Origin of the sequence: Lactiplantibacillus daowaiensis (genome assembly GCF_005405085.1) — a bacterium.
Lineage (GTDB): Bacteria > Bacillota > Bacilli > Lactobacillales > Lactobacillaceae > Lactiplantibacillus > Lactiplantibacillus daowaiensis.
Genome location: NZ_BJDJ01000002.1, coordinates 213,617 through 230,751, shown reverse-complemented (window position 1 = coordinate 230,751; position 17,135 = coordinate 213,617). Strand labels below are relative to the sequence as shown.

The following is a 17,135-nucleotide window of genomic DNA, read 5'->3' as shown; positions in this document are numbered from 1 at the left end:
GCGGCGTTATAATGAAGGTAACTTAATCGGAAAGAAGCTGAGCAAATGGGTAACTATTATGATGTGACGTTTCATACGCTTGATGGGGGTTCGATTATTCGCCGTGGGGTTTATTCAGAACGTGATGAGAATCATGTTTGGGAGGATGCGGTCGAAGCCCAAGATGCCGATCATTTGTATATCCGCATGAATGGCAAGACGTTAACCAGTCTGTTGCGCCGCGCAGTTGTCAGAATCGATATGCAACAAGTTGAGGGCGATGCTGATAAACAAACGCGCCGCCGTGATGAGTTCGTCGATGTGGTTAATCAGTTATCACAGATGGGCCTGTAGCATGGATGGTGCAAACCGCCTCCAGTGACACGTCTAAACGCGGTGGGGCAGCCCTGGGGCCAAAAAGCGGTCCCCAGGGCGCTTTTAAGCCGACAAACCACGTCTTAAAAGTCGGCCCAGCCATTAAGGTGGTCAAGACCACCACCCAAGTGGCTCGACACGGCGTTTAGACATGTCACTTCCGGCTATGATTCTAATTGATTAGTCGATTGTCTAAGGTTAGTTGACAGACAAAATTGGCGAGGCTCAGTTGTGAGTTGTTTACCATGTTCCGGCCTCAGTTAGACGCAATCAGAGGCGGGGCACAACCCTAATTAATGATAAAAACAAAAAACGTGCCAAGCGCCATCGCGCTGTTGGCACGTTTTGACTTAAAGTGAGGTTACAAAATGGATGCATTGGATAAAGCCGGTCGCGCCGGTAAGATTTTAAAACAAGAACAGGTCTATCAAGGCCCAATCTTTAATTTGTTAAAACGAACGATTGAAACGCCCGATGGGTTGCGCGTGGAACGTGACTTGATTGACCATGGCAATGCCGTCACGATTTTAGCATTGACCGCTGATGATCAAGTGGTGCTCAATACAGAATACCGGGTCGGCCGGAATGCGGAAACGATTAGTTTGCCTGCCGGTCTAATTAATCCCGGTGAACAACCTTTAGTTGCGGCGACCCGTGAGTTGCAAGAAGAAACTGGGTATATTGCCCATGATAGTCGGGTGATGACTGCCATCACGTCATCTGAAGGATTTACCAATGAGACCGTCCATTTGATTTTGACTCATATTGATCCAACTGAACATGGTGAACGGCATTTTGATGCGGATGAATTTGTGAATACGCAATTGGTGCCATTGACGCAAGTGATCGATTTGATGCGGGCTGGTAAATTACGGTCAGCACAAGCCGTGTGTGCATTGAACTGGTATTTGAATTTTGAACGAACTGCTGAATAAGGCGACGACCAAGATGTTGTCGCCTAAGGGTACATTTTCATTGAACAATACAACAAAGTCCCTACCAACATTTTTGTGGCAGGGACTTTGTTGTATTTGGATAGGACGCTTAGTTGACATTAGGACTAACTGAAAGTGGCAGTCAAAGGTGTGTTTCAGCGCTTTAATGAGCGTAATTAGTCAAAATAATTTTCTAAGAAGACTGCCACACCATCCTCATCGTTACTCAACGTTTCATCAGTGGTGGCGGCTTTGACCGTTGGAATGGCATTGGCCATGGCAACGCCAACTTTGGCGGCTTTGAGCATGCCTAAGTCATTTTCTTCATCACCAAAGGCCATCAAGTTTTCGAAATCTTCGTCGAAGTGACCTAACAAGGCTTTTAAACCAGCTGATTTATCAGTACCAGCTGGTAAGTATTCAAGTAAGTTCCGGCGCGAAGGCACGACGTGGAACTTATCGTTAACTGCTTGCGGTAAATTGGCTTGAATGGCCGCAACGTCTTCATAAGCACTGACAACTTTACCATATTGATCATCGGCTGGTAGGGCTGTAAAGGTAATGTCATTAAATGGTATTAGACCATTCATGAATTGTTCGTATGGCGATTTGCCGAGGTCAACTAAGGAATAGACCTGCTTTAAGTCAATGACATCTAATGGAAAGTGATTGGCTTTGGCATAATCATAAAGTGGTTGAATATCGGCTTTAGTCACACTGTTACGTGCTAAGACATCGCCAGTCGTGTTTTGTTGGACCAAACCACCATTGAACGTGATTGAATAGTCGGTCGGTTTAGTGAGTGCCAATTGTTTTAGAAAAGGTTGGATCGCTTTGATTGGCCGTCCCGTACAGAGGACGATCCGCTTGCCGGCCGCGTGTAATTGTTTTAAAACAGTCTCGGTCCGTAACGAGATGGTTTTATCAGAAGTTAATAACGTATTATCTAAATCAAGTGCAATTGTCGTAATCATAGTTAAAAATCCCTTCTAATTCAGTTTTAAAATTGTTTTGATTGCTGCGGCCATCGCATCTGGTTCACTGACACGGTCATGACGAACGGGGGCGGTCCGTAGATTTTCAACGGTGGCTGGAATCGGCGTCTTAATTAAATCGTGTAATTGATCGACGGCGGCTAGCCCGTCAACCGTTACGTCCGCTTGGTCAGTAATCGCGCTTAACACCGCGTTTGGGAACTTGTAAGGACTGGCCGTTGAAACGACGATCATTGGTCGCTGATCTTTGGTGGCTGATTGGTATTGCTTGGCGACCGCTGAAGCGACCGCAGTATGTGGGTCAATTGTATAATGGTGATGTGCATACAGATGCTTGATTTCATGTTGGTCTTGACCTTCAGTCACAAAACCAGCCCAAAAGTCGGTAATCGCTTGGCGCATCGTTGGGGTTAGCCGATATTCACCCTTGGTTTGTAAGTCAGCCATTAACGCAGCGGTTTGTTGCGCATCTTCGCCAGTTAAATAAAAGACGAGCCGTTCCAGATTACTTGAGACTAAGATATCCATTGAAGGCGAGCTAGTTAAGAAGAACTCGCGGTTCTTGTTATAGACCCCTGTATTAAAGAAGTCAGTTAACACATTATTTCGATTAGAGGCACAAATCAATTTGTGAATTGGGGTGCCCAGTTGTTTGGCATAATAACCAGCTAAGATATCACCAAAATTCCCGGTTGGCACACTGAAGTTAACTTCATCGCCGTTTTTAATTTGGCCTTGTTTGATCATTTGCGCATAGGCATAAACATAATAAGCGACTTGTGGGAATAAACGCCCGATATTAATCGAGTTAGCACTAGAGAATTGGAACTGGTTAGCTGCGAGTTGTGCCCGTAATTCGGGATCATTTAAAAGTTCTTTGACTTTGGTCTGAGCATCATCAAAGTTCCCATTGATGGCAATGACGTAAGTGTTGTCGCCAACTTGCGTGACCATTTGTTGTTTTTGAATGGCACTGACACCGGCTTGGGGATAAAAGACGATGATGCGCGTCTGATCGACATCAGCAAAACCGGCCATGGCCGCTTTGCCCGTGTCACCAGAAGTTGCGGTTAAAATCACGACTTCGGCAGTGAGTTGGTTCTTTTTTGCGGCCGTGGTCATTAAATGCGGCAAAATTTGTAAAGCCAAGTCTTTAAAGGCAATAGTTGGTCCATGGAACAGTTCTAAGTAGTACTGTTTGCCATGTTTAGCGACCGGCGCAATGGCGGGATCATCAAATTGATCACCATAGGCCGCTTGAATGCAGGCCTTTAGTTCGGCTTCCGTATAATCGGTAAAGAATAGTTTTAAGACCTCATAGGCCACGGCTTGATAGGACATATTAGCCAGTTGGTCGAAATCAAAGTCGGCGTGTGGTAAAGTGACGGGAACGAACAAGCCACCATCAGGGGTTAACCCTTGCAGGACGGCTTGGGAGCTCGTCATAGTTTGGCTTGCAGTTTCGCGAGTACTGCGATAAAGTGTTTCCATGGATGGACGTCCTTTCAATTGAATTTGTCTAAATCATACACTAAATTACCAGTTAGCGGGGGCGTTTTCACGAAAATAACGTTGAAATTGTGAATTTCAACGGGCACTGGTTATTTGAAAATGTAACCGGTTACGAAAAAGGAGGAGATTGCGTTTATGCAATTAGCAGGAATTTTACATCGCCCAGAAAGCGAAGACACAGCGGTCTTAGCGGACCATCAAGTGTTATTACGGATCCAAACAGCTTTAACGGATATTGTAAAAGTTGAAATTAAGTATGCCGATATGTATTTGTGGCAAACGGGGGCCCCGATGCAGACCGCGGTACTCGAAAAAGGGTTAGCGACCCAGGCCAATCAGTATTGGACATTGACGTTAAACGTGCCCACGAATCGGTTGATTTATGGCTTTCGATTGACCGATCAAGCCGGCCAGACAATTGGCTATGGTGACGATGGGTTCTTTGATGATTGCGCGCCTGCTTGGGCCACGACGAGTCATTATTTCCATTTACCTTATTTGCATGTCAGCGATGCAGAATTGCCACCGGCTTGGGTGAAAGAAACGGTGTGGTACCAGATCTTTCCGGAACGCTTTGCCAATGGGGACACGACCAATGATCCGGCCCAGGTTCAAGCCTGGGGGCGTGGCCCGGTTAAAACCGATTCCTTTTACGGGGGCGATTTGCGCGGTATTATCGATCACTTAGATGATTTGGCTGATTTAGGCATTAATGGGCTATATTTATGTCCCATCTTTACCTCGCCATCAAATCATAAGTACGATACGTTAGATCATTTTGAAATTGATCCACATTTTGGCACGAAAAAAGACTTTCAAGAATTGGTCGATGCGGCCCATGAGCGTGGCATGCATGTGATGCTAGATGCGGTCTTTAATCACTTTGGCACGGCCTCACCACAATGGCAAGACGTGGTCAAAAATGGGGCGCAGTCACGATTTGCAGATTGGTTCCATATTCACGGCTATCCGGTTGGCCAAGATCCTGAAACTGGGCAGCTGAACTATGAAACATTTGGCACGGCGGCAACCATGCCTAAGTTAAATACGCAAAATCCGGCGGTGCGTGATTATTTAATTCAAATTACCAGTTATTGGATTCAACAATTGAACATTGATGCTTGGCGATTTGATGTGGCTGATGAAGTTGATCATGGGACTTGGCGGGTCATCTGTGGTGCCTTACGAGCCGTTAAACCAGATATTTACTTGTTAGGGGAATCATGGCACGATAGTCCCAGTTTAGTTGGCAATGGTCAATTTGATGCCTTGATGAATTATCCATTGACCCAACCGATTTTAAGCTTATTTAATCATGAGCTAACACCTAAAGCCTATATTGGTAAGACTAACTTACAATTGATGCAATATCGGCAACCTAATCAACAAGTGATGTTCAATGCGTTGGATACGCATGATACGGCCCGGATGTTAACCGTATTACATGATGATCCGGTGAAAATGCAAGCAGCATTAACGTTGTTGATGATGTTACCTGGAGCACCATGTTTGTATTATGGAACTGAAGTTGGTTTGGCGGGAGGACCTGACCCTGATAATCGCCGCTGCATGCCTTGGCAGCCAGCACCAAAACAAACGGCGATGTATCCAGTGGTTCAGCGCTTGATTGCTTGGCGTAAAGCCAATGCAGCCTTCTTAGCCACGAGTCAGTTAAGCTGGCAATTGACCGGGGAGTTATTACAATTACAACGCCAAGATGCCACCCAAACAGTTGTTGGCCAGTTTAATTTAGGGACAACGTCGCAAGCTTTGGCGCCAGCCACAACAACTGTGTTGAGTCATGGGTTAGCCGATGATCAACTGGCCGCTGGCGGCTTTAGTCTACAAGTTCGGTAAGTTGTGAATGGCATGATAATTCAAATGATTAGCGTTGACAAGCTTAAATAAGTCGTACAAAAAAACTCGCCCAAATGGACGAGTTTTTTCTAACTTAATTAGATTAAGCTTTAGCAGGTTTGATAGCCCGGCCTTGGAAGAATTCAATGACAATCAAGACCACGTAGCAAATCAAGACGATCCCTAATAAGTTGGTCGTTTTGACGGTACTGGATAACCAGTAGTATTGCCAGTTTTGGTTATTGAAGACCCACCAAACAATTAAGCCGGCAATGAGACCTAATGTATTCATAATTGCAATAAAGAAAATATTGCCGTTTTGCTTTTGGCTAGCCCAATAGGCCGTTAAAATCGCCATCCAAACACCCCAGACGATTAGTCCAACGACAACGACCCAATAAATCAATGCTGCGATCATCGCTACTCCTTCTTTCTACAAGTTAATATCATTATTCTACCATGAATTCGATTACATTTGGAGCGTTACCGTGATTTTTTTCACAATCGAATTGTTAAAGTTTGGGGGCATTACTTGTTATTTGGAAGCGAATTATTTACAATTAGAGCATAATAACAAGGAAAATGGGAAAGGGTTGGCAATTGATGACTTCTGCATGGAACTGGATTGGAATCATTGCTTGGATTATTGTACTGGCGCTGTTAGTGTGGGTCTTTCATAATATCCGGGTACGGCGCATTAAAATGATCGTGGAGCGAAAAAAAACCTTTGAATGGCCGAGTTTATGGCTGACGATTGGTGAATTAGTTGTCAGTTTTGGGTTATTAGGCGGGATGTTTTTCGTCACGTTTAACCATCGTGTTGATCTCTCAAGCTCGTCGGTCAGCATTACGTATGATTATCAACCCTTAGTTTTACGGGTCGGTAGTACTGGGTCGTATTATGTGGCGGTTGATCGGGGTAGTGCGACTAAACCAGTCCACATTTACAACTATTGGGAAAAAGGTGCCAAATACACGGTTTCAAGTAATAAAGCAACCGTGATTACAAGTTTGAAGCAAGCTAAAGTGGCCGATGCGGGAATTCCGTGGTCACAAACGAAGTTAGCCCAAATGGACCGCCAGCATACGAAAGCCTATGTGGCTAAGATGACGGCAACGTATAAACCAACGTTCATGAACGGTTTAGGGGTCCACGTGGGTCATCAAGCGATGACCCGCTGGTTGATTCGCGTGCCAGCACAATCATTTATTAATACGACGGATTTAACAACTGAATAAGTTAACGAAAAGCAACGCGATTAAGTTCGGGTTGCTTTTCTATTGAAAATGTTACAAGTTATTAAATGTTTATATCAGTTGCTTCTTTTTGGTTTTAGTTCACCATATAAAGTAGTAAAATTAAGTAGTTACAATTTTTTGGATATTTACCCATTATTTGAATGATGACGATATAAAAAATAATGTAACTAATTGAAAAATAATGAAGGAAGCGAACCGATGATAGTCGAACAAGTTAATCCGCTCTATGTCTGTGGCATCATTGGCGATGAAACTAGCTTAATCGTCACTAAAAACCTGACGGGTCCCTTCACCAATCGTTATGATTTGGCAACGGCACCACTGACAGCCGATACGTCGCTTAGTGCGACTGTTAGTCAGATTACTGCTATTCAGACCGGTTTACAAACCACCATCGCTAAGCAATTAGGTACGATTCGGTTGACATTACCCGCATTAGCGGTCGATCAACCCCGGCAAGCCTTGATTCAGACCTTTTATTTATTGGAACCAGTTGGTGGGCAATTATTGACCCAACGACCAGCCTATACCGCGGCATTGTCTGCAGGGGCAGCACGGGTCCCACTAGCGCAGTTAAATTGGGCAAATAGTTCACCTTTAGTGATGCAAGCCAAACGGTATTTATTGACGGGGGCGTTTCCTGTTGAAGACCAAGTGATTGCGGCATACGATATTCCAGCGACACCACAATTTCCGTTACCAACAGTTGACAATTCTGATGACGCGCTGTAAGTTAGGTTTAACTTAAAAAATGATACGTTGATGAGAAGAGTAGTTCGGGCAACCTGACAGCGAGTCAATGGTTGGTGGAAATTGATGAGGTCGACCGAATGAAGATGAACTCGGAGTGAAACTAATGGTCTTTAGCTGTTAGTTCGGATTAATCGCCGTTACCCAGATTGCTTGTCAGTTACTGGCAAGCCTGAGACAGCGCAAGCTGTAAAGCTGGGTGGTACCGCGGAGTGCAAACTTCGTCCTTAAGTCAAATTAAGGACGAAGTTTTTTTGTTAACGATCGAAAGGGGTTTTTATAATGGATCAAGCTGCATTTGTTAAAAAGTACGCGACGAATCGATTACATACGAATTCACTGAAATGGGATGCTTTAGGGGTACGCTATGGCAATCCGGATCTATTGCCAATGTGGGTCGCTGATATGGAATTTCAAGTGCCAACGGCCGTGACGCAAGCCCTAACGGCGCGCGTTGCCCATGGTATTTATGGGTATTCCTTTACACCAGACACGTATTATGAAGCCTTTTTGAATTGGGAACAACAACGGCATCAACTAAGCCTCAAAAAAGACTGGCTGCGCTTTGGCACTGGGGTCGTCAATTCGCTATATGCGGTCATTAATGCGTACACGCAACCTGGTGATGGGGTGATGATTTTAACGCCAGTTTATTACCCATTCTTTGATGCGGTCCAAGATAATCATCGGCAGTTAGTGACGTCTGAACTGATCAATGACCACGGTCACTATACGATGGACTTTGAAGATATTGAAGCCAAAATCAAGGCCAACGAGGTCCGCTTATTTGTCCAGTGTTCACCCCATAATCCGGTCGGTCGGATTTGGACGGCGGAAGAAGAAAGCCGAATCTTAGCGCTTTGTGCTAAATATCAGGTATTGGTCATCTCTGATGAAATTCATCAAGATATCGAAATTGATCCAGCAAATCATCCGTTTGTCTCCGCTTTAACTGTTGCGGATGGGCGTTTTCAAGATAACGTGATCGTCTTAAATTCGCCTTCAAAGACCTTTAATGTCGCCTGCTTATTGAACTCCCACGTGATTATCCCTAATGCCACGTTACGGCAACGCTATGATGATTATATGCAACGCTATAATCAAACTGAAGTCAATGTGTTGGGGCAAACGGCTGGGCAGGCCGCGTATGAACATGGTGCTGATTGGCTTGACCAGGTTTTAGCGGTTATTCGGTCGAATTACCAGTACTTGCAAACTGAACTAGCGGCTAAGGCACCTAAAGTAGTTGTGGCGGACTTGCAAGGCACCTACTTAACTTGGCTAGATTTACGCGCTTATTTGGCACCGGATGCCACGCGTGAATTCATTCAAGAAAAATGTGGCTTAGCGGTCGATTTTGGTGAGTGGTTTAGTAAGAATGATCAGGGATTTGTCCGGCTGAATTTGGCAACTGATCCGAAATATGTCCATCAAGCCGTGCAAAACATCATTGAATGTTTAAACAAATTAACTGAATAATTTATAAAAAAGCGACGTCCACTTTAAACTGGTTATGCGACCAAGTTAAGGTGAACGTCATTTTTTTAGTAGTTTTTTTATCAAGTTAACCACGACTTTTATTGGTCGCCGTGTGTTGTTTTAGAAGGCGTTTCCGGACGACTTGCCGGCGAATGGCCGCATACCCAATCAAGGCGAGCGTCAATAAGGCGATAATGATAGCGGCGGTCGTGAAGCCAAACATCCAGAAAAACACCGCGATTGCAAGCGCACAATATACAATTAGGAACATGGGGCCCTCCTTCTTCCATCTCGAATGTTTCAAGTTTATGAGTATATTGTAACGGCCAAAAATAGCTATCTCGTGATTGAAATTTGAATTTTTTGTTAAGAGTCAGCGCGTTAAAATTTAACGGCGGTGACGGTTCAGTCGGCGTTCATTGGCCTGGGCCAATTGACTGGTCGTGAGCTGATAAGTCGTTGCGGCCGTGAGCTTGGTTAGCCCTTGTTGCAGTGCCGCTAATTGTGTTTGATCACCAGCGGTAGGGGTTAGTTTGGTAACCAAGGCTCGCATCTGTGTGAGGTTGGGGGTTAAGGTTTCCTTAACCTGTTGGTCGTATTGCGCTTGCGATAAACTGTGGGTTTGCCAGCGTGTGACGCGGCTCAATAGTTCAAATAATTTGGTAGTTAGTAAGTCAATTAAGTAATCTGTTTCAGTAGTGGTTAGTGTCATGCCAGTCAGCTCCTCTGATAGTGGTTAGGTTGAATTCAAGTGGCCGTAGCGACCTAGTTATCGCTAATTTTAGCATAACTGATGGGTTGACAAAGTAACCGAAAGTACAACTTGATGAAATGACGAACTAGACTGACGATTCCGGGAAAAAGAGGGGCTTTTTAGCGTTGATCGTGGTAAATTGACGTTAATCGGTGGAAGGAGGGGGAGCACTATGATTGGCCATGTAACGAAACTAAACCTGAATGCTAACGAAGGTATTCTGACCGATTTTCATGGGCATCATTTTAAATTTGCGTTAGCCGCTGCGCCGACGAAAGCCGCGTTACGATTAGGGCAAGAATTTTATTTTAAACCGGCACTAACGGCAGCCGGTTTAGTTGCCATGGATTTATGCCAGCATCATCACGATGGGACCCGGGTCGTGGTTCCAACAACCAGCCAGGATCCAAAGTTTGTTCGAATTGGTGACATCGTGATCAACTTAGCACAAGTTCAATACTACGAGATGACAACGACTCAAAATGAAATTCGCAACGGTTACGAGTCACGGGCTCGCCATCTGATGATTCAGATGAAGGGTGGCCGCCAATTCAACTTTTATAATTGGGACAGTGTTAATATTGACGAGGTCATGGGGACCTTAGATAAGCTACACATCGCAAATCAAAAGTTGGGTTAGGATCCGGCTAGTAAAATGAAAAAAGCCAGCGATTGCTCGCTGGCTTTTTTTAATCACGTTGCTTAAAAATAAATAGTTTACTGAAGAACCAATTTAAAACGACCACGATCACTTGATCGATTAATTTAACGAGTAATGGATTGCCATGTAACAATGTAATCCCCGTAAACATAATGAGTTCGTCAACGCCTAAGCTCAGTAGCCGGAAGCCGAAAAACGAGACCGCTTCTTGCAACAAACCTTTTAGTGTCGGTGTTGCGGCATCAAAGACCCATAGCTTGTTGGTGACATAGGCGAAGAGGACTGATAGTAACCAAGCCATCACGTTACTAATGAGATAAGGCCATTGAATCAAATCATTGAATAGCCAAAAGACGACGAAGTTAACGAGCGTTGTTAACCCGCCAAAAAATAAATAAGCAATGACACTTTGATATTGGTGCCATAGTTGGATCCCGCGCTTAATCATATTGTTACCCCAAACTTTTCGAGATTAGATGTTTAAACCTAATCCTAGCACAACTCGATTCAAGGTTCAGGGTTAATTGTTTAATTTGCGGTTAAGGTCACTTGCTGGTGGTCAAACGCAGCTTGTGCAACTGCTAAATCGGTAAAATTAAGGCGTTGAACCGTGATTGTTCCTAGTAGCGTGGTCGCGGTAAGCCGCAGTTGATAGCATGTTGGTAACCAGCGCCGGCGTTGTAGTTTAATTTGGTAAGTGATTTCCCCATCGACGATGACTGTTTGACTAACAATCAAGTCGTTGGTCAGTTTAACAGTTGCTAACATCTCGAACCCCTTCTCTCAATGAACTAATTTCATTGTAGAAGCTAGATGTAAAGCAACGATTTTGTTTGTGTAAAGGTTGTGTAAAATCACTTTCATCGGGCTGACAATGAATTGAGAACGCATTCATCGCCGAACAATGTTAAAATAGGATTAGTAGATGGAAAGGGTGTGGCGCTGATGTTACAAGAATATACGAATATTTTAGTTCCAATGGACGGTTCTAAACAGGCAGAAACTGCGTTGGATAAAGCTGTGGCAGTTGCTAAGCGGAACCAAGCCCATATTGATGTGCTTTCAGTCATTGATCCTGGTCAATTTGGTTATAACTTAGCCGGTTTAGCTGATGGTGATATCACGTATCAATTGGTTCAAGATTCGGAAGAATACTTACAAAAGCTAGTTGATCAAATCAAAAAAGCGGGATTTGATGACATTGAATTCCACATCCGCATGGGGAGTCCTAAGCCAATTATCTCCCAAGACTTTATTCAAGATCACCATAATGATTTGATCATGATGGGCTCGACCGGGCTAAATGCAATGGAACGGGTCTTAGAAGGTTCTGTGACGACTTATGTACAACGGAATGCCTTAACTGACGTAATTGTGGTTAAGACGGACTTACAAAACACGATTTTAGACAAGTAAATAACTATAGTTGAGTCTGTGATGGTTGTTGTCACAGGCTTTTTTTAGTGGTCGCAGACGAAAAATCATTGATTGTCAGCTGAAACAGGCTTATCAGTCAAATGACGATAAAAAACGCCGTCAGATCAGCTGATCTGACGGCGTTAATTTTGAGTTGTTTAATATTCGATGTTTTGTGCTGATCAAAGTGATGCCGTTCACTTACTTCACATGAAGTCGTTGCATGAGTGGGTACGCTGCGGCCGCTAAAAGGCCATCGACAATGACTAAGCTTAATAATGGGACAGTTGGATTAAAATACCCTGTTTGATCAGCGTGACCGGCGATAAAATAGACAACTTGCACAACCCCATCGAAATGGTAGTTTTCAGGTAACCGCGAAAACAGATGAATGAGCAATAACAATAATAGGGTCCCCAATACTGGAATTGCAGCGAGTGTCAGCTTTTGTTGCGACTTGGTCAGGAGACTGGCAATACTGCCGATGACCATCCCAATCAGGCCGATGAAACAATAACCAAGCCAACCAAATAAGAGGGCACTACCTAGATTCAAGCCAAACGACCCAAAATGCTGACTGTACAACCCATAAGCAGAGTAGCTTAAGTAACGCGATGCGCCCCAAAAAATTATCCCGTAACTAGTGACGACTAATGTGCCCAATAGACTAATAATGGCTAATGTCCATAACCGGGCACGGTATAATATTTTGCGACTTAGTCCACTTTGAATGAACAGTTTAAAGTGATCGTAATTGAGCAGTGCCATCACGAAAGTAAATAAGGCCCAAATGTAGCCAATGCCGAAATTACGAAAGGTGGTTAGCCAACTAAAATGAGCTAAATTACCAGTTAAGAGACTGATGATAAAAGGCAAGCCGATGAATAAGCCTAACCCCCAGACCAGTGCTTGCCACAAGCTTTGCCATTGCTCAAGCAGTAAATATCGAGTTGCGGCCCGGGTCTTAGTTGTCATATCAGGTTCCCCCTAAAGTAATGCTTATTGTTTGATTCTGAGTTTACGATTGAAGGCATAAGCAATGCCTGCCATGATGATACTCCCAATGACCATCGTTAACATCGGCGGCCAAGGATTGAAATTCCCCGCAGCCCCATTTGCTTGATACCCCAGCAAAAATTTGACGAAGTTGGCCAAGCCCTCAAAATTATAATGGCTATTACCAGCGGCAGTGCTAGTGACGAAGACTAAGAAGAAAAAGCCAAGAATCGGAATCGTGATGATCACGATTCGCCGCACAAATTTTGTGAGTAGACTAAAGATGCTACCTAGTGCCATCCCCGTGGTCCCCAACCCAATAAAGAATAGGCAGCTAAAAATGAAGCTAGCCCCTAAGTTAATGGCCAGATTTGACCCAAAATAGTGGGCATATAGACTATACGTTGATGCGTCCAAAAACTGTGACGCACTATGATGATGGACGGGAGCGGTAACACCATAGTTATACAGTGCGGCAATGAATTCACCAGCAACACTCATTACGAGCAGGGTCAATATCCGAGCTTGCCAAAAGGTCTTACGAGAAATGCCGTTTTGAATCAGCAGTTTGAAATGCTCGTAAGTTAAGGACATCGTCATGAAGATGAAGAAGCCAAAGACTACCCCTAAGCCCAAATCTGATACCGTGCTAATAAACGAAAAGCCCTTCAAATTACCCGTAAATAAAGCCATCAAAAACGGTAAAATCACAAAAGCCGCGAATAAACACAGGTAGGTCCATCCCAATAGTTGAAATTGTTCTTTGATGAGATAGCGGGTGACCGCCCGTAATTTAGTTGACATGAGCGACCTCCTGATGATTGGTCAAATTCACAAAAAGTTTCTGTAAGTCAAGATGTTCGATCTTGACCGTATCTGGAATTGGCCGATCATCTTCTAAAGCGCCGTAAACATAATGCGCGGTAATCCCGCCAAGTTGGTCTTGACCAATAATATTGAGGCCAGTCGTATACTGACGAACATCAGCGTCAGGACCGGTAATCGCATATGACCGGTCTAAAATATCAGGAACACTGCCGTTGACCGTAATCTGATGTTGATCCAAGACAAAGACGTGTTCAATCAAGTTGGCGATTTCTTCAATTAAATGCGTTGAAATCACGAAAGTTCGTGGTCGTTCACTGTAGGTTTCAATCAATTCTTGATAGAACAATTCACGGTGATTGGCATCTAAGCCTAAGACGGGTTCGTCCAAGAAAATGTAATCAGCCGGGACACACAGCGCGACAATCAACTTAAAAATCGTCCGATACCCAGTGGACAGTTTACCAAAGCGGGCGTTTAAATCGAGTTCGAATTTAGCGGCGAGTTGGGTGGCATAGTCACGATCAAAATCACCGTAAAAGCGGGTGGTCACATCTAATAACTTGGTTAACTTCGTGCGCTCGTTGTAGAGGTTGACTTCACTCATGAGATAAAGGCGGCCCAAAGTATGGTCATTGTCGACTAAAGAGTCTTCATCTAAAGTCACGGTACCGCTAGTTGCAAAGATACGATTGCTAATAATATTGAGCAATGTACTTTTACCCGCACCATTGCGGCCTAATAACCCATAAATCTTTTGGGGTTCGATGGTCAAATTGATATTATCCAAGATGGTTTGACCATGGAAACTTTGATTGACCGCTTGAATTTGAATACTCATTGTGTAGAAAACCCCCGTTCAATTAATTTTGCTAATTCGTCTTTGGTAATGTGCAGTTTCCGGGCTTCGACGACCAAGTTTTTAACGTAGTCATCGTAAAATTGGTTGCGCCGTTTTTCAACGATCCGCGCTTGCGCACCGGCGATGACAAACATCCCGACACCACGGCGTTTTTCAATCAATTGGGCATCAACCAAGATGTTCATGCCTTTTAAAACCGTCGCTGGATTGATATGGAATTCTTTAGAAATTTCGGTCGTTGAGGGGACTTGTTCACCTTCCGCAAACGTTTGGGTGAAGATGGCCTCTTCGATTTGTTCCGCAACCTGTAAGTAAATCGGTTCGGTACTATTAAAGTTGAACTGCATATTTTTTCACCTCATTGCAGTGGGTTGCGCGTTACTTAGCTGCAATCTTATGGTGCCGAGTCGGGGTTAAGATGTGTTCCGACCGGTCGATCCGAGCAGCGACCCAACTGGAAAGTAGTAGCAGGGTCCCCAAAACTGCTAATAAGATATCTTGATGTTCATAAGGCATCATGAGTGCCAAAGCACCGTTAACGCCAAGCCAAAGGCCGGGCATTAATAGGCCGGGCCAAAAAGCAGGCCGGCGAGCAAATAAATAACGGTGCAAGGGCGTAATGACAATTAATAACGCGACTAATCCAAAGTATACCATGATTTAGTCCTCCTTTTAGGGCTTATTGCAAAACAATCCGTTGGTAAATTGAGATGGTCAACCAGTAATAACCTAAGTACAAAATGGCAAAAATCGTAAATGGTAACCAGATGCCAGTGTAAGGTGAGGTGATCATAATGACTTTGAACATTTGTAAGCCAAACAACACATGAATGATGCCGACGATTCCTGGTAAAACGAATAAGACGGCGATTTCTTTGCGAAGGGCTTGTTTGAGTTGGCGTTGCGTCGTACCCATCTTATCGAGCATCCGGTAGCGTTGGCGGTCCGCTGCAGCTCCGGATAAGATCTTAAACATCAAGCAACTAGCCAACATGGCAAGAAAGGCGATTCCTAAGAAGAAGCCCATGAATTCAAGGCCAGAATACATGCCATTAAATTCTTGATAGGCATAGTAACGGCCGCCAGTTGCCGCAATCTGTAAGTTAGCACCCCGTTTATTTTGTGCTTTAGTTAATTGCTTAAAAGTCGCAAAGTGCTTTTGAAAGTTTTTGGTGGCAAAGACGAGTAATTGCGCTTCTGGTTGCTTGAGCTTCTGGTAAGCGGCGGCTGGCAAGTAAACAGCTGCTTTACGCACGTTCAAACGCGTTTGTAAATCGCCGAGTTGATAACTGTAGAAACTCTTTTTCATTTGTTTGGCATTGTTTTTGGCGTATTTAAAACTTAAATGCGTCGTGCCAGACGTATTGGCCGTGTAAAACGGTTGTTGGTCGAATTCAGCGGCGTTGTAATAGACTACTTTGCTAGTGGTTTTGTAATGATAAGTGGCTTGGCGCGTTGGGTTTAAGCTGGCAACCGTCCGCTTTTGCGCTGCGGTTGGATTGACCAAGCTTAAATCATAGGCACTCCCACCAGCAGCCATCATGGGTACTTGTTGGTGGAAGCCTAACCCAGTTGTGATTGCACCAAGGGCTAAGGCAAATAGCATCGCCACGATCGACAAAATCTTAGTATAGTTGCGAATTCGGAAGCTGAGTTGGGATAACGTAAAACTGTTTAACCCGCGTTGAGCCCATTTGAACCGTTTGAGTAAGACAACTAACCAGACGAAAACGGCATTAAAGAGAAGATACGTTCCTAAGACAATGGTAACTAAGGCAATGCCGATCCCAGCCATCTTCAAGTCGATTAAATGGGCCATCGACCAATAACCGATACTAATAGAAGCCAAGCCGATAATGACTTCGATACTTTGTCGTACTGGATGTAAGCGTGGGCGGTTTGGTTGGTCGTTACTATGGAGTAACTTCAAGGCTGGCGTTTTAGTTAATGCCACCAAGTTGAATAATCCGGCAATCAAGAATAAGCCAACGTATAAGACTAAAGTTACTAAGGCAGCTGGTGTATACCAAGCAGAAAATTGCTTCAAAGTTAAGCCCAAGGCTTGGACGAGTAAATGACTGACACCAATCGTCAAGATGGCCCCAAAAGCAATCCCGACGATGGTTGCTAAAATCCCAACAAATAAGGTTTCGACCCAAATCAATTGGCCGATTTTGCCTTTGCGAGCCCCGACTAACATAAAGAGCCCGTAGTCACGTTTGCGCATGCTGAGTAAAAATGAATTGGCATAGCCGATGTAAACTAACGTAATGATCGTTAATAAAACGGAGCCAAATTGGAACACAAAGCTGATCATGCTGATCATGCTATTTTGTTTTAAGAACGTTTGGTTCGTGGCGAGCGCTTCGAACATATAGAAGATCGCACTGGACATGACGAGACCAGAGAACAAGACCAAATAGTCTCGCCACCGGTGTTTAAAACCACTTAATGCTAATTTAAACATGGGTACGACTCC

At 44.2% G+C, this 17,135-nt stretch carries 21 protein-coding genes and 1 other annotated feature; of the genes, 8 read left to right on the top strand and 13 right to left on the bottom strand.

Going from position 1 to position 17,135, the window contains the following annotated elements; translation table 11 throughout:
• Window positions 1-45 precede the first annotated feature (45 nt).
• Both FFM75_RS02355 and FFM75_RS02350 read left to right on the top strand, forming a co-directional pair.
• Complete coding sequence (locus FFM75_RS02355) at window positions 46-333, top strand: chromosome partitioning protein ParB (RefSeq protein ID WP_137627592.1); 288 nt, start codon at window positions 46-48, stop codon at window positions 331-333.
• A 389-nt stretch (window positions 334-722) separates the two neighbouring features.
• Window positions 723-1,289: an NUDIX hydrolase gene (locus tag FFM75_RS02350; protein ID WP_137627591.1), complete on the top strand. Its 567-nt coding sequence runs from the start codon at window positions 723-725 to the stop codon at window positions 1,287-1,289.
• A 176-nt stretch (window positions 1,290-1,465) separates the two neighbouring features.
• Here FFM75_RS02350 and FFM75_RS02345 read toward each other — a convergent pair whose 3' ends face one another.
• Both FFM75_RS02345 and thrC read right to left on the bottom strand, forming a co-directional pair.
• Window positions 1,466-2,263: a Cof-type HAD-IIB family hydrolase gene (locus FFM75_RS02345; RefSeq protein ID WP_137627590.1), complete on the bottom strand. Its 798-nt coding sequence runs from the start codon at window positions 2,261-2,263 to the stop codon at window positions 1,466-1,468.
• Between the two features lie 15 nt (window positions 2,264-2,278).
• Window positions 2,279-3,775, bottom strand: a complete 1,497-nt coding sequence (gene thrC, locus FFM75_RS02340) for a threonine synthase (RefSeq protein WP_137627589.1) — start codon at window positions 3,773-3,775, stop codon at window positions 2,279-2,281.
• Between the two features lie 156 nt (window positions 3,776-3,931).
• Between thrC and FFM75_RS02335 the strand changes: the two genes are divergently transcribed.
• Window positions 3,932-5,653, top strand: a complete 1,722-nt coding sequence (locus FFM75_RS02335; protein WP_137627588.1) for a glycoside hydrolase family 13 protein — start codon at window positions 3,932-3,934, stop codon at window positions 5,651-5,653.
• Window positions 5,654-5,756: 103 nt separating this feature from the next.
• Here the strand turns inward: FFM75_RS02335 and FFM75_RS02330 are convergent, their stop codons facing one another.
• A complete protein-coding gene (locus FFM75_RS02330) occupies window positions 5,757-6,071 on the bottom strand; it encodes a hypothetical protein (RefSeq protein ID WP_137627587.1) in 315 nt (104 codons plus the stop codon).
• 185 nt (window positions 6,072-6,256) lie between these two features.
• On the opposite strand from FFM75_RS02330, the gene FFM75_RS02325 reads away from it, so the two are divergent.
• The 3 genes from FFM75_RS02325 to FFM75_RS02315 all read left to right on the top strand — a co-directional run bounded on the left by FFM75_RS02325 (window position 6,257) and on the right by FFM75_RS02315 (window position 9,142).
• Window positions 6,257-6,892, top strand: coding sequence for an LVIS_2131 family protein (locus FFM75_RS02325; protein ID WP_137627586.1), 636 nt, complete (start codon window positions 6,257-6,259; stop codon window positions 6,890-6,892).
• A gap of 219 nt (window positions 6,893-7,111) precedes the next feature.
• Entirely contained in the window at window positions 7,112-7,645 is a 534-nt protein-coding gene (locus tag FFM75_RS02320; protein ID WP_223876588.1) for an NUDIX hydrolase, read from the top strand.
• An 18-nt stretch (window positions 7,646-7,663) separates the two neighbouring features.
• Window positions 7,664-7,895, top strand: a binding site (T-box leader).
• A gap of 50 nt (window positions 7,896-7,945) precedes the next feature.
• The gene (locus FFM75_RS02315) at window positions 7,946-9,142 is read left to right on the top strand and encodes a MalY/PatB family protein (RefSeq protein ID WP_137627585.1); all 1,197 of its coding nucleotides are present in this window, start codon (window positions 7,946-7,948) and stop codon (window positions 9,140-9,142) included.
• 85 nt (window positions 9,143-9,227) lie between these two features.
• Here FFM75_RS02315 and FFM75_RS02310 read toward each other — a convergent pair whose 3' ends face one another.
• Both FFM75_RS02310 and FFM75_RS02305 read right to left on the bottom strand, forming a co-directional pair.
• Entirely contained in the window at window positions 9,228-9,413 is a 186-nt protein-coding gene (locus FFM75_RS02310; protein ID WP_137627584.1) for a hypothetical protein, read from the bottom strand.
• A 117-nt stretch (window positions 9,414-9,530) separates the two neighbouring features.
• A complete protein-coding gene (locus tag FFM75_RS02305; protein ID WP_137627583.1) occupies window positions 9,531-9,854 on the bottom strand; it encodes a hypothetical protein in 324 nt (107 codons plus the stop codon).
• A 214-nt stretch (window positions 9,855-10,068) separates the two neighbouring features.
• Here FFM75_RS02305 and FFM75_RS02300 point away from each other — a divergent pair, with 214 nt between their 5' ends.
• Complete coding sequence (locus FFM75_RS02300; protein WP_137627582.1) at window positions 10,069-10,536, top strand: hypothetical protein; 468 nt, start codon at window positions 10,069-10,071, stop codon at window positions 10,534-10,536.
• A 49-nt stretch (window positions 10,537-10,585) separates the two neighbouring features.
• Here the strand turns inward: FFM75_RS02300 and FFM75_RS02295 are convergent, their stop codons facing one another.
• Window positions 10,586-11,005, bottom strand: coding sequence for a GtrA family protein (locus FFM75_RS02295; RefSeq protein ID WP_137627581.1), 420 nt, complete (start codon window positions 11,003-11,005; stop codon window positions 10,586-10,588).
• Window positions 11,006-11,085: 80 nt separating this feature from the next.
• Window positions 11,086-11,325: a hypothetical protein gene (locus FFM75_RS02290; protein WP_137627580.1), complete on the bottom strand. Its 240-nt coding sequence runs from the start codon at window positions 11,323-11,325 to the stop codon at window positions 11,086-11,088.
• Window positions 11,326-11,502: 177 nt separating this feature from the next.
• Between FFM75_RS02290 and FFM75_RS02285 the strand changes: the two genes are divergently transcribed.
• Window positions 11,503-11,973, top strand: coding sequence for a universal stress protein (locus tag FFM75_RS02285; protein ID WP_137627579.1), 471 nt, complete (start codon window positions 11,503-11,505; stop codon window positions 11,971-11,973).
• A 201-nt stretch (window positions 11,974-12,174) separates the two neighbouring features.
• Here the strand turns inward: FFM75_RS02285 and FFM75_RS02280 are convergent, their stop codons facing one another.
• Genes FFM75_RS02280 through FFM75_RS02255 form a run of 6 tightly spaced genes read right to left on the bottom strand, consistent with a single transcriptional unit; the run spans window position 12,175 to window position 17,123 of the window.
• On the bottom strand, window positions 12,175-12,948 hold the full coding sequence (locus tag FFM75_RS02280) for a hypothetical protein (RefSeq protein ID WP_137627578.1): 774 nt from the start codon (window positions 12,946-12,948) through the stop codon (window positions 12,175-12,177).
• A 24-nt stretch (window positions 12,949-12,972) separates the two neighbouring features.
• A complete protein-coding gene (locus FFM75_RS02275) occupies window positions 12,973-13,773 on the bottom strand; it encodes an ABC transporter permease (RefSeq protein ID WP_137627577.1) in 801 nt (266 codons plus the stop codon).
• Window positions 13,763-14,635 carry an ATP-binding cassette domain-containing protein gene (locus tag FFM75_RS02270; RefSeq protein ID WP_137627576.1) on the bottom strand — a complete coding sequence of 291 codons (873 nt, stop codon included), beginning with the start codon at window positions 14,633-14,635 and terminating at the stop codon, window positions 13,763-13,765. The genes FFM75_RS02275 and FFM75_RS02270 overlap by 11 nt, the downstream gene beginning before the upstream one ends.
• Window positions 14,632-15,003 (bottom strand): GntR family transcriptional regulator, encoded by a 372-nt coding sequence (locus tag FFM75_RS02265; RefSeq protein ID WP_137627575.1) that lies wholly within the window; start codon window positions 15,001-15,003, stop codon window positions 14,632-14,634. The genes FFM75_RS02270 and FFM75_RS02265 overlap by 4 nt, the downstream gene beginning before the upstream one ends.
• A 31-nt stretch (window positions 15,004-15,034) precedes the next feature.
• Window positions 15,035-15,313, bottom strand: a complete 279-nt coding sequence (locus tag FFM75_RS02260) for a hypothetical protein (RefSeq protein ID WP_137627574.1) — start codon at window positions 15,311-15,313, stop codon at window positions 15,035-15,037.
• 22 nt (window positions 15,314-15,335) lie between these two features.
• Complete coding sequence (locus FFM75_RS02255) at window positions 15,336-17,123, bottom strand: FtsX-like permease family protein (RefSeq protein WP_223876587.1); 1,788 nt, start codon at window positions 17,121-17,123, stop codon at window positions 15,336-15,338.
• Between the last annotated feature and the right edge of the window lie 12 nt (window positions 17,124-17,135).

Excerpts from the sequence above, each read along its gene's own strand:
- FFM75_RS02355 (WP_137627592.1), top strand. The coding sequence starts at position 46 with ATGGGTAACTATTATGATGTGACGTTTCATACGCTTGATGGGGGTTCG.
- FFM75_RS02350 (WP_137627591.1), top strand. The coding sequence starts at position 723 with ATGGATGCATTGGATAAAGCCGGTCGCGCCGGTAAGATTTTAAAACAA.
- FFM75_RS02345 (WP_137627590.1), bottom strand. The coding sequence starts at position 2,263 with ATGATTACGACAATTGCACTTGATTTAGATAATACGTTATTAACTTCT.
- thrC (WP_137627589.1), bottom strand. The coding sequence starts at position 3,775 with ATGGAAACACTTTATCGCAGTACTCGCGAAACTGCAAGCCAAACTATG.
- FFM75_RS02335 (WP_137627588.1), top strand. The coding sequence starts at position 3,932 with ATGCAATTAGCAGGAATTTTACATCGCCCAGAAAGCGAAGACACAGCG.
- FFM75_RS02330 (WP_137627587.1), bottom strand. The coding sequence starts at position 6,071 with ATGATCGCAGCATTGATTTATTGGGTCGTTGTCGTTGGACTAATCGTC.
- FFM75_RS02325 (WP_137627586.1), top strand. The coding sequence starts at position 6,257 with ATGACTTCTGCATGGAACTGGATTGGAATCATTGCTTGGATTATTGTA.
- FFM75_RS02320 (WP_223876588.1), top strand. The coding sequence starts at position 7,112 with ATGATAGTCGAACAAGTTAATCCGCTCTATGTCTGTGGCATCATTGGC.
- FFM75_RS02315 (WP_137627585.1), top strand. The coding sequence starts at position 7,946 with ATGGATCAAGCTGCATTTGTTAAAAAGTACGCGACGAATCGATTACAT.
- FFM75_RS02310 (WP_137627584.1), bottom strand. The coding sequence starts at position 9,413 with ATGTTCCTAATTGTATATTGTGCGCTTGCAATCGCGGTGTTTTTCTGG.
- FFM75_RS02305 (WP_137627583.1), bottom strand. The coding sequence starts at position 9,854 with ATGACACTAACCACTACTGAAACAGATTACTTAATTGACTTACTAACT.
- FFM75_RS02300 (WP_137627582.1), top strand. The coding sequence starts at position 10,069 with ATGATTGGCCATGTAACGAAACTAAACCTGAATGCTAACGAAGGTATT.
- FFM75_RS02295 (WP_137627581.1), bottom strand. The coding sequence starts at position 11,005 with ATGATTAAGCGCGGGATCCAACTATGGCACCAATATCAAAGTGTCATT.
- FFM75_RS02290 (WP_137627580.1), bottom strand. The coding sequence starts at position 11,325 with ATGTTAGCAACTGTTAAACTGACCAACGACTTGATTGTTAGTCAAACA.
- FFM75_RS02285 (WP_137627579.1), top strand. The coding sequence starts at position 11,503 with ATGTTACAAGAATATACGAATATTTTAGTTCCAATGGACGGTTCTAAA.
- FFM75_RS02280 (WP_137627578.1), bottom strand. The coding sequence starts at position 12,948 with ATGACAACTAAGACCCGGGCCGCAACTCGATATTTACTGCTTGAGCAA.
- FFM75_RS02275 (WP_137627577.1), bottom strand. The coding sequence starts at position 13,773 with ATGTCAACTAAATTACGGGCGGTCACCCGCTATCTCATCAAAGAACAA.
- FFM75_RS02270 (WP_137627576.1), bottom strand. The coding sequence starts at position 14,635 with ATGAGTATTCAAATTCAAGCGGTCAATCAAAGTTTCCATGGTCAAACC.
- FFM75_RS02265 (WP_137627575.1), bottom strand. The coding sequence starts at position 15,003 with ATGCAGTTCAACTTTAATAGTACCGAACCGATTTACTTACAGGTTGCG.
- FFM75_RS02260 (WP_137627574.1), bottom strand. The coding sequence starts at position 15,313 with ATGGTATACTTTGGATTAGTCGCGTTATTAATTGTCATTACGCCCTTG.
- FFM75_RS02255 (WP_223876587.1), bottom strand. The coding sequence starts at position 17,123 with ATGTTTAAATTAGCATTAAGTGGTTTTAAACACCGGTGGCGAGACTAT.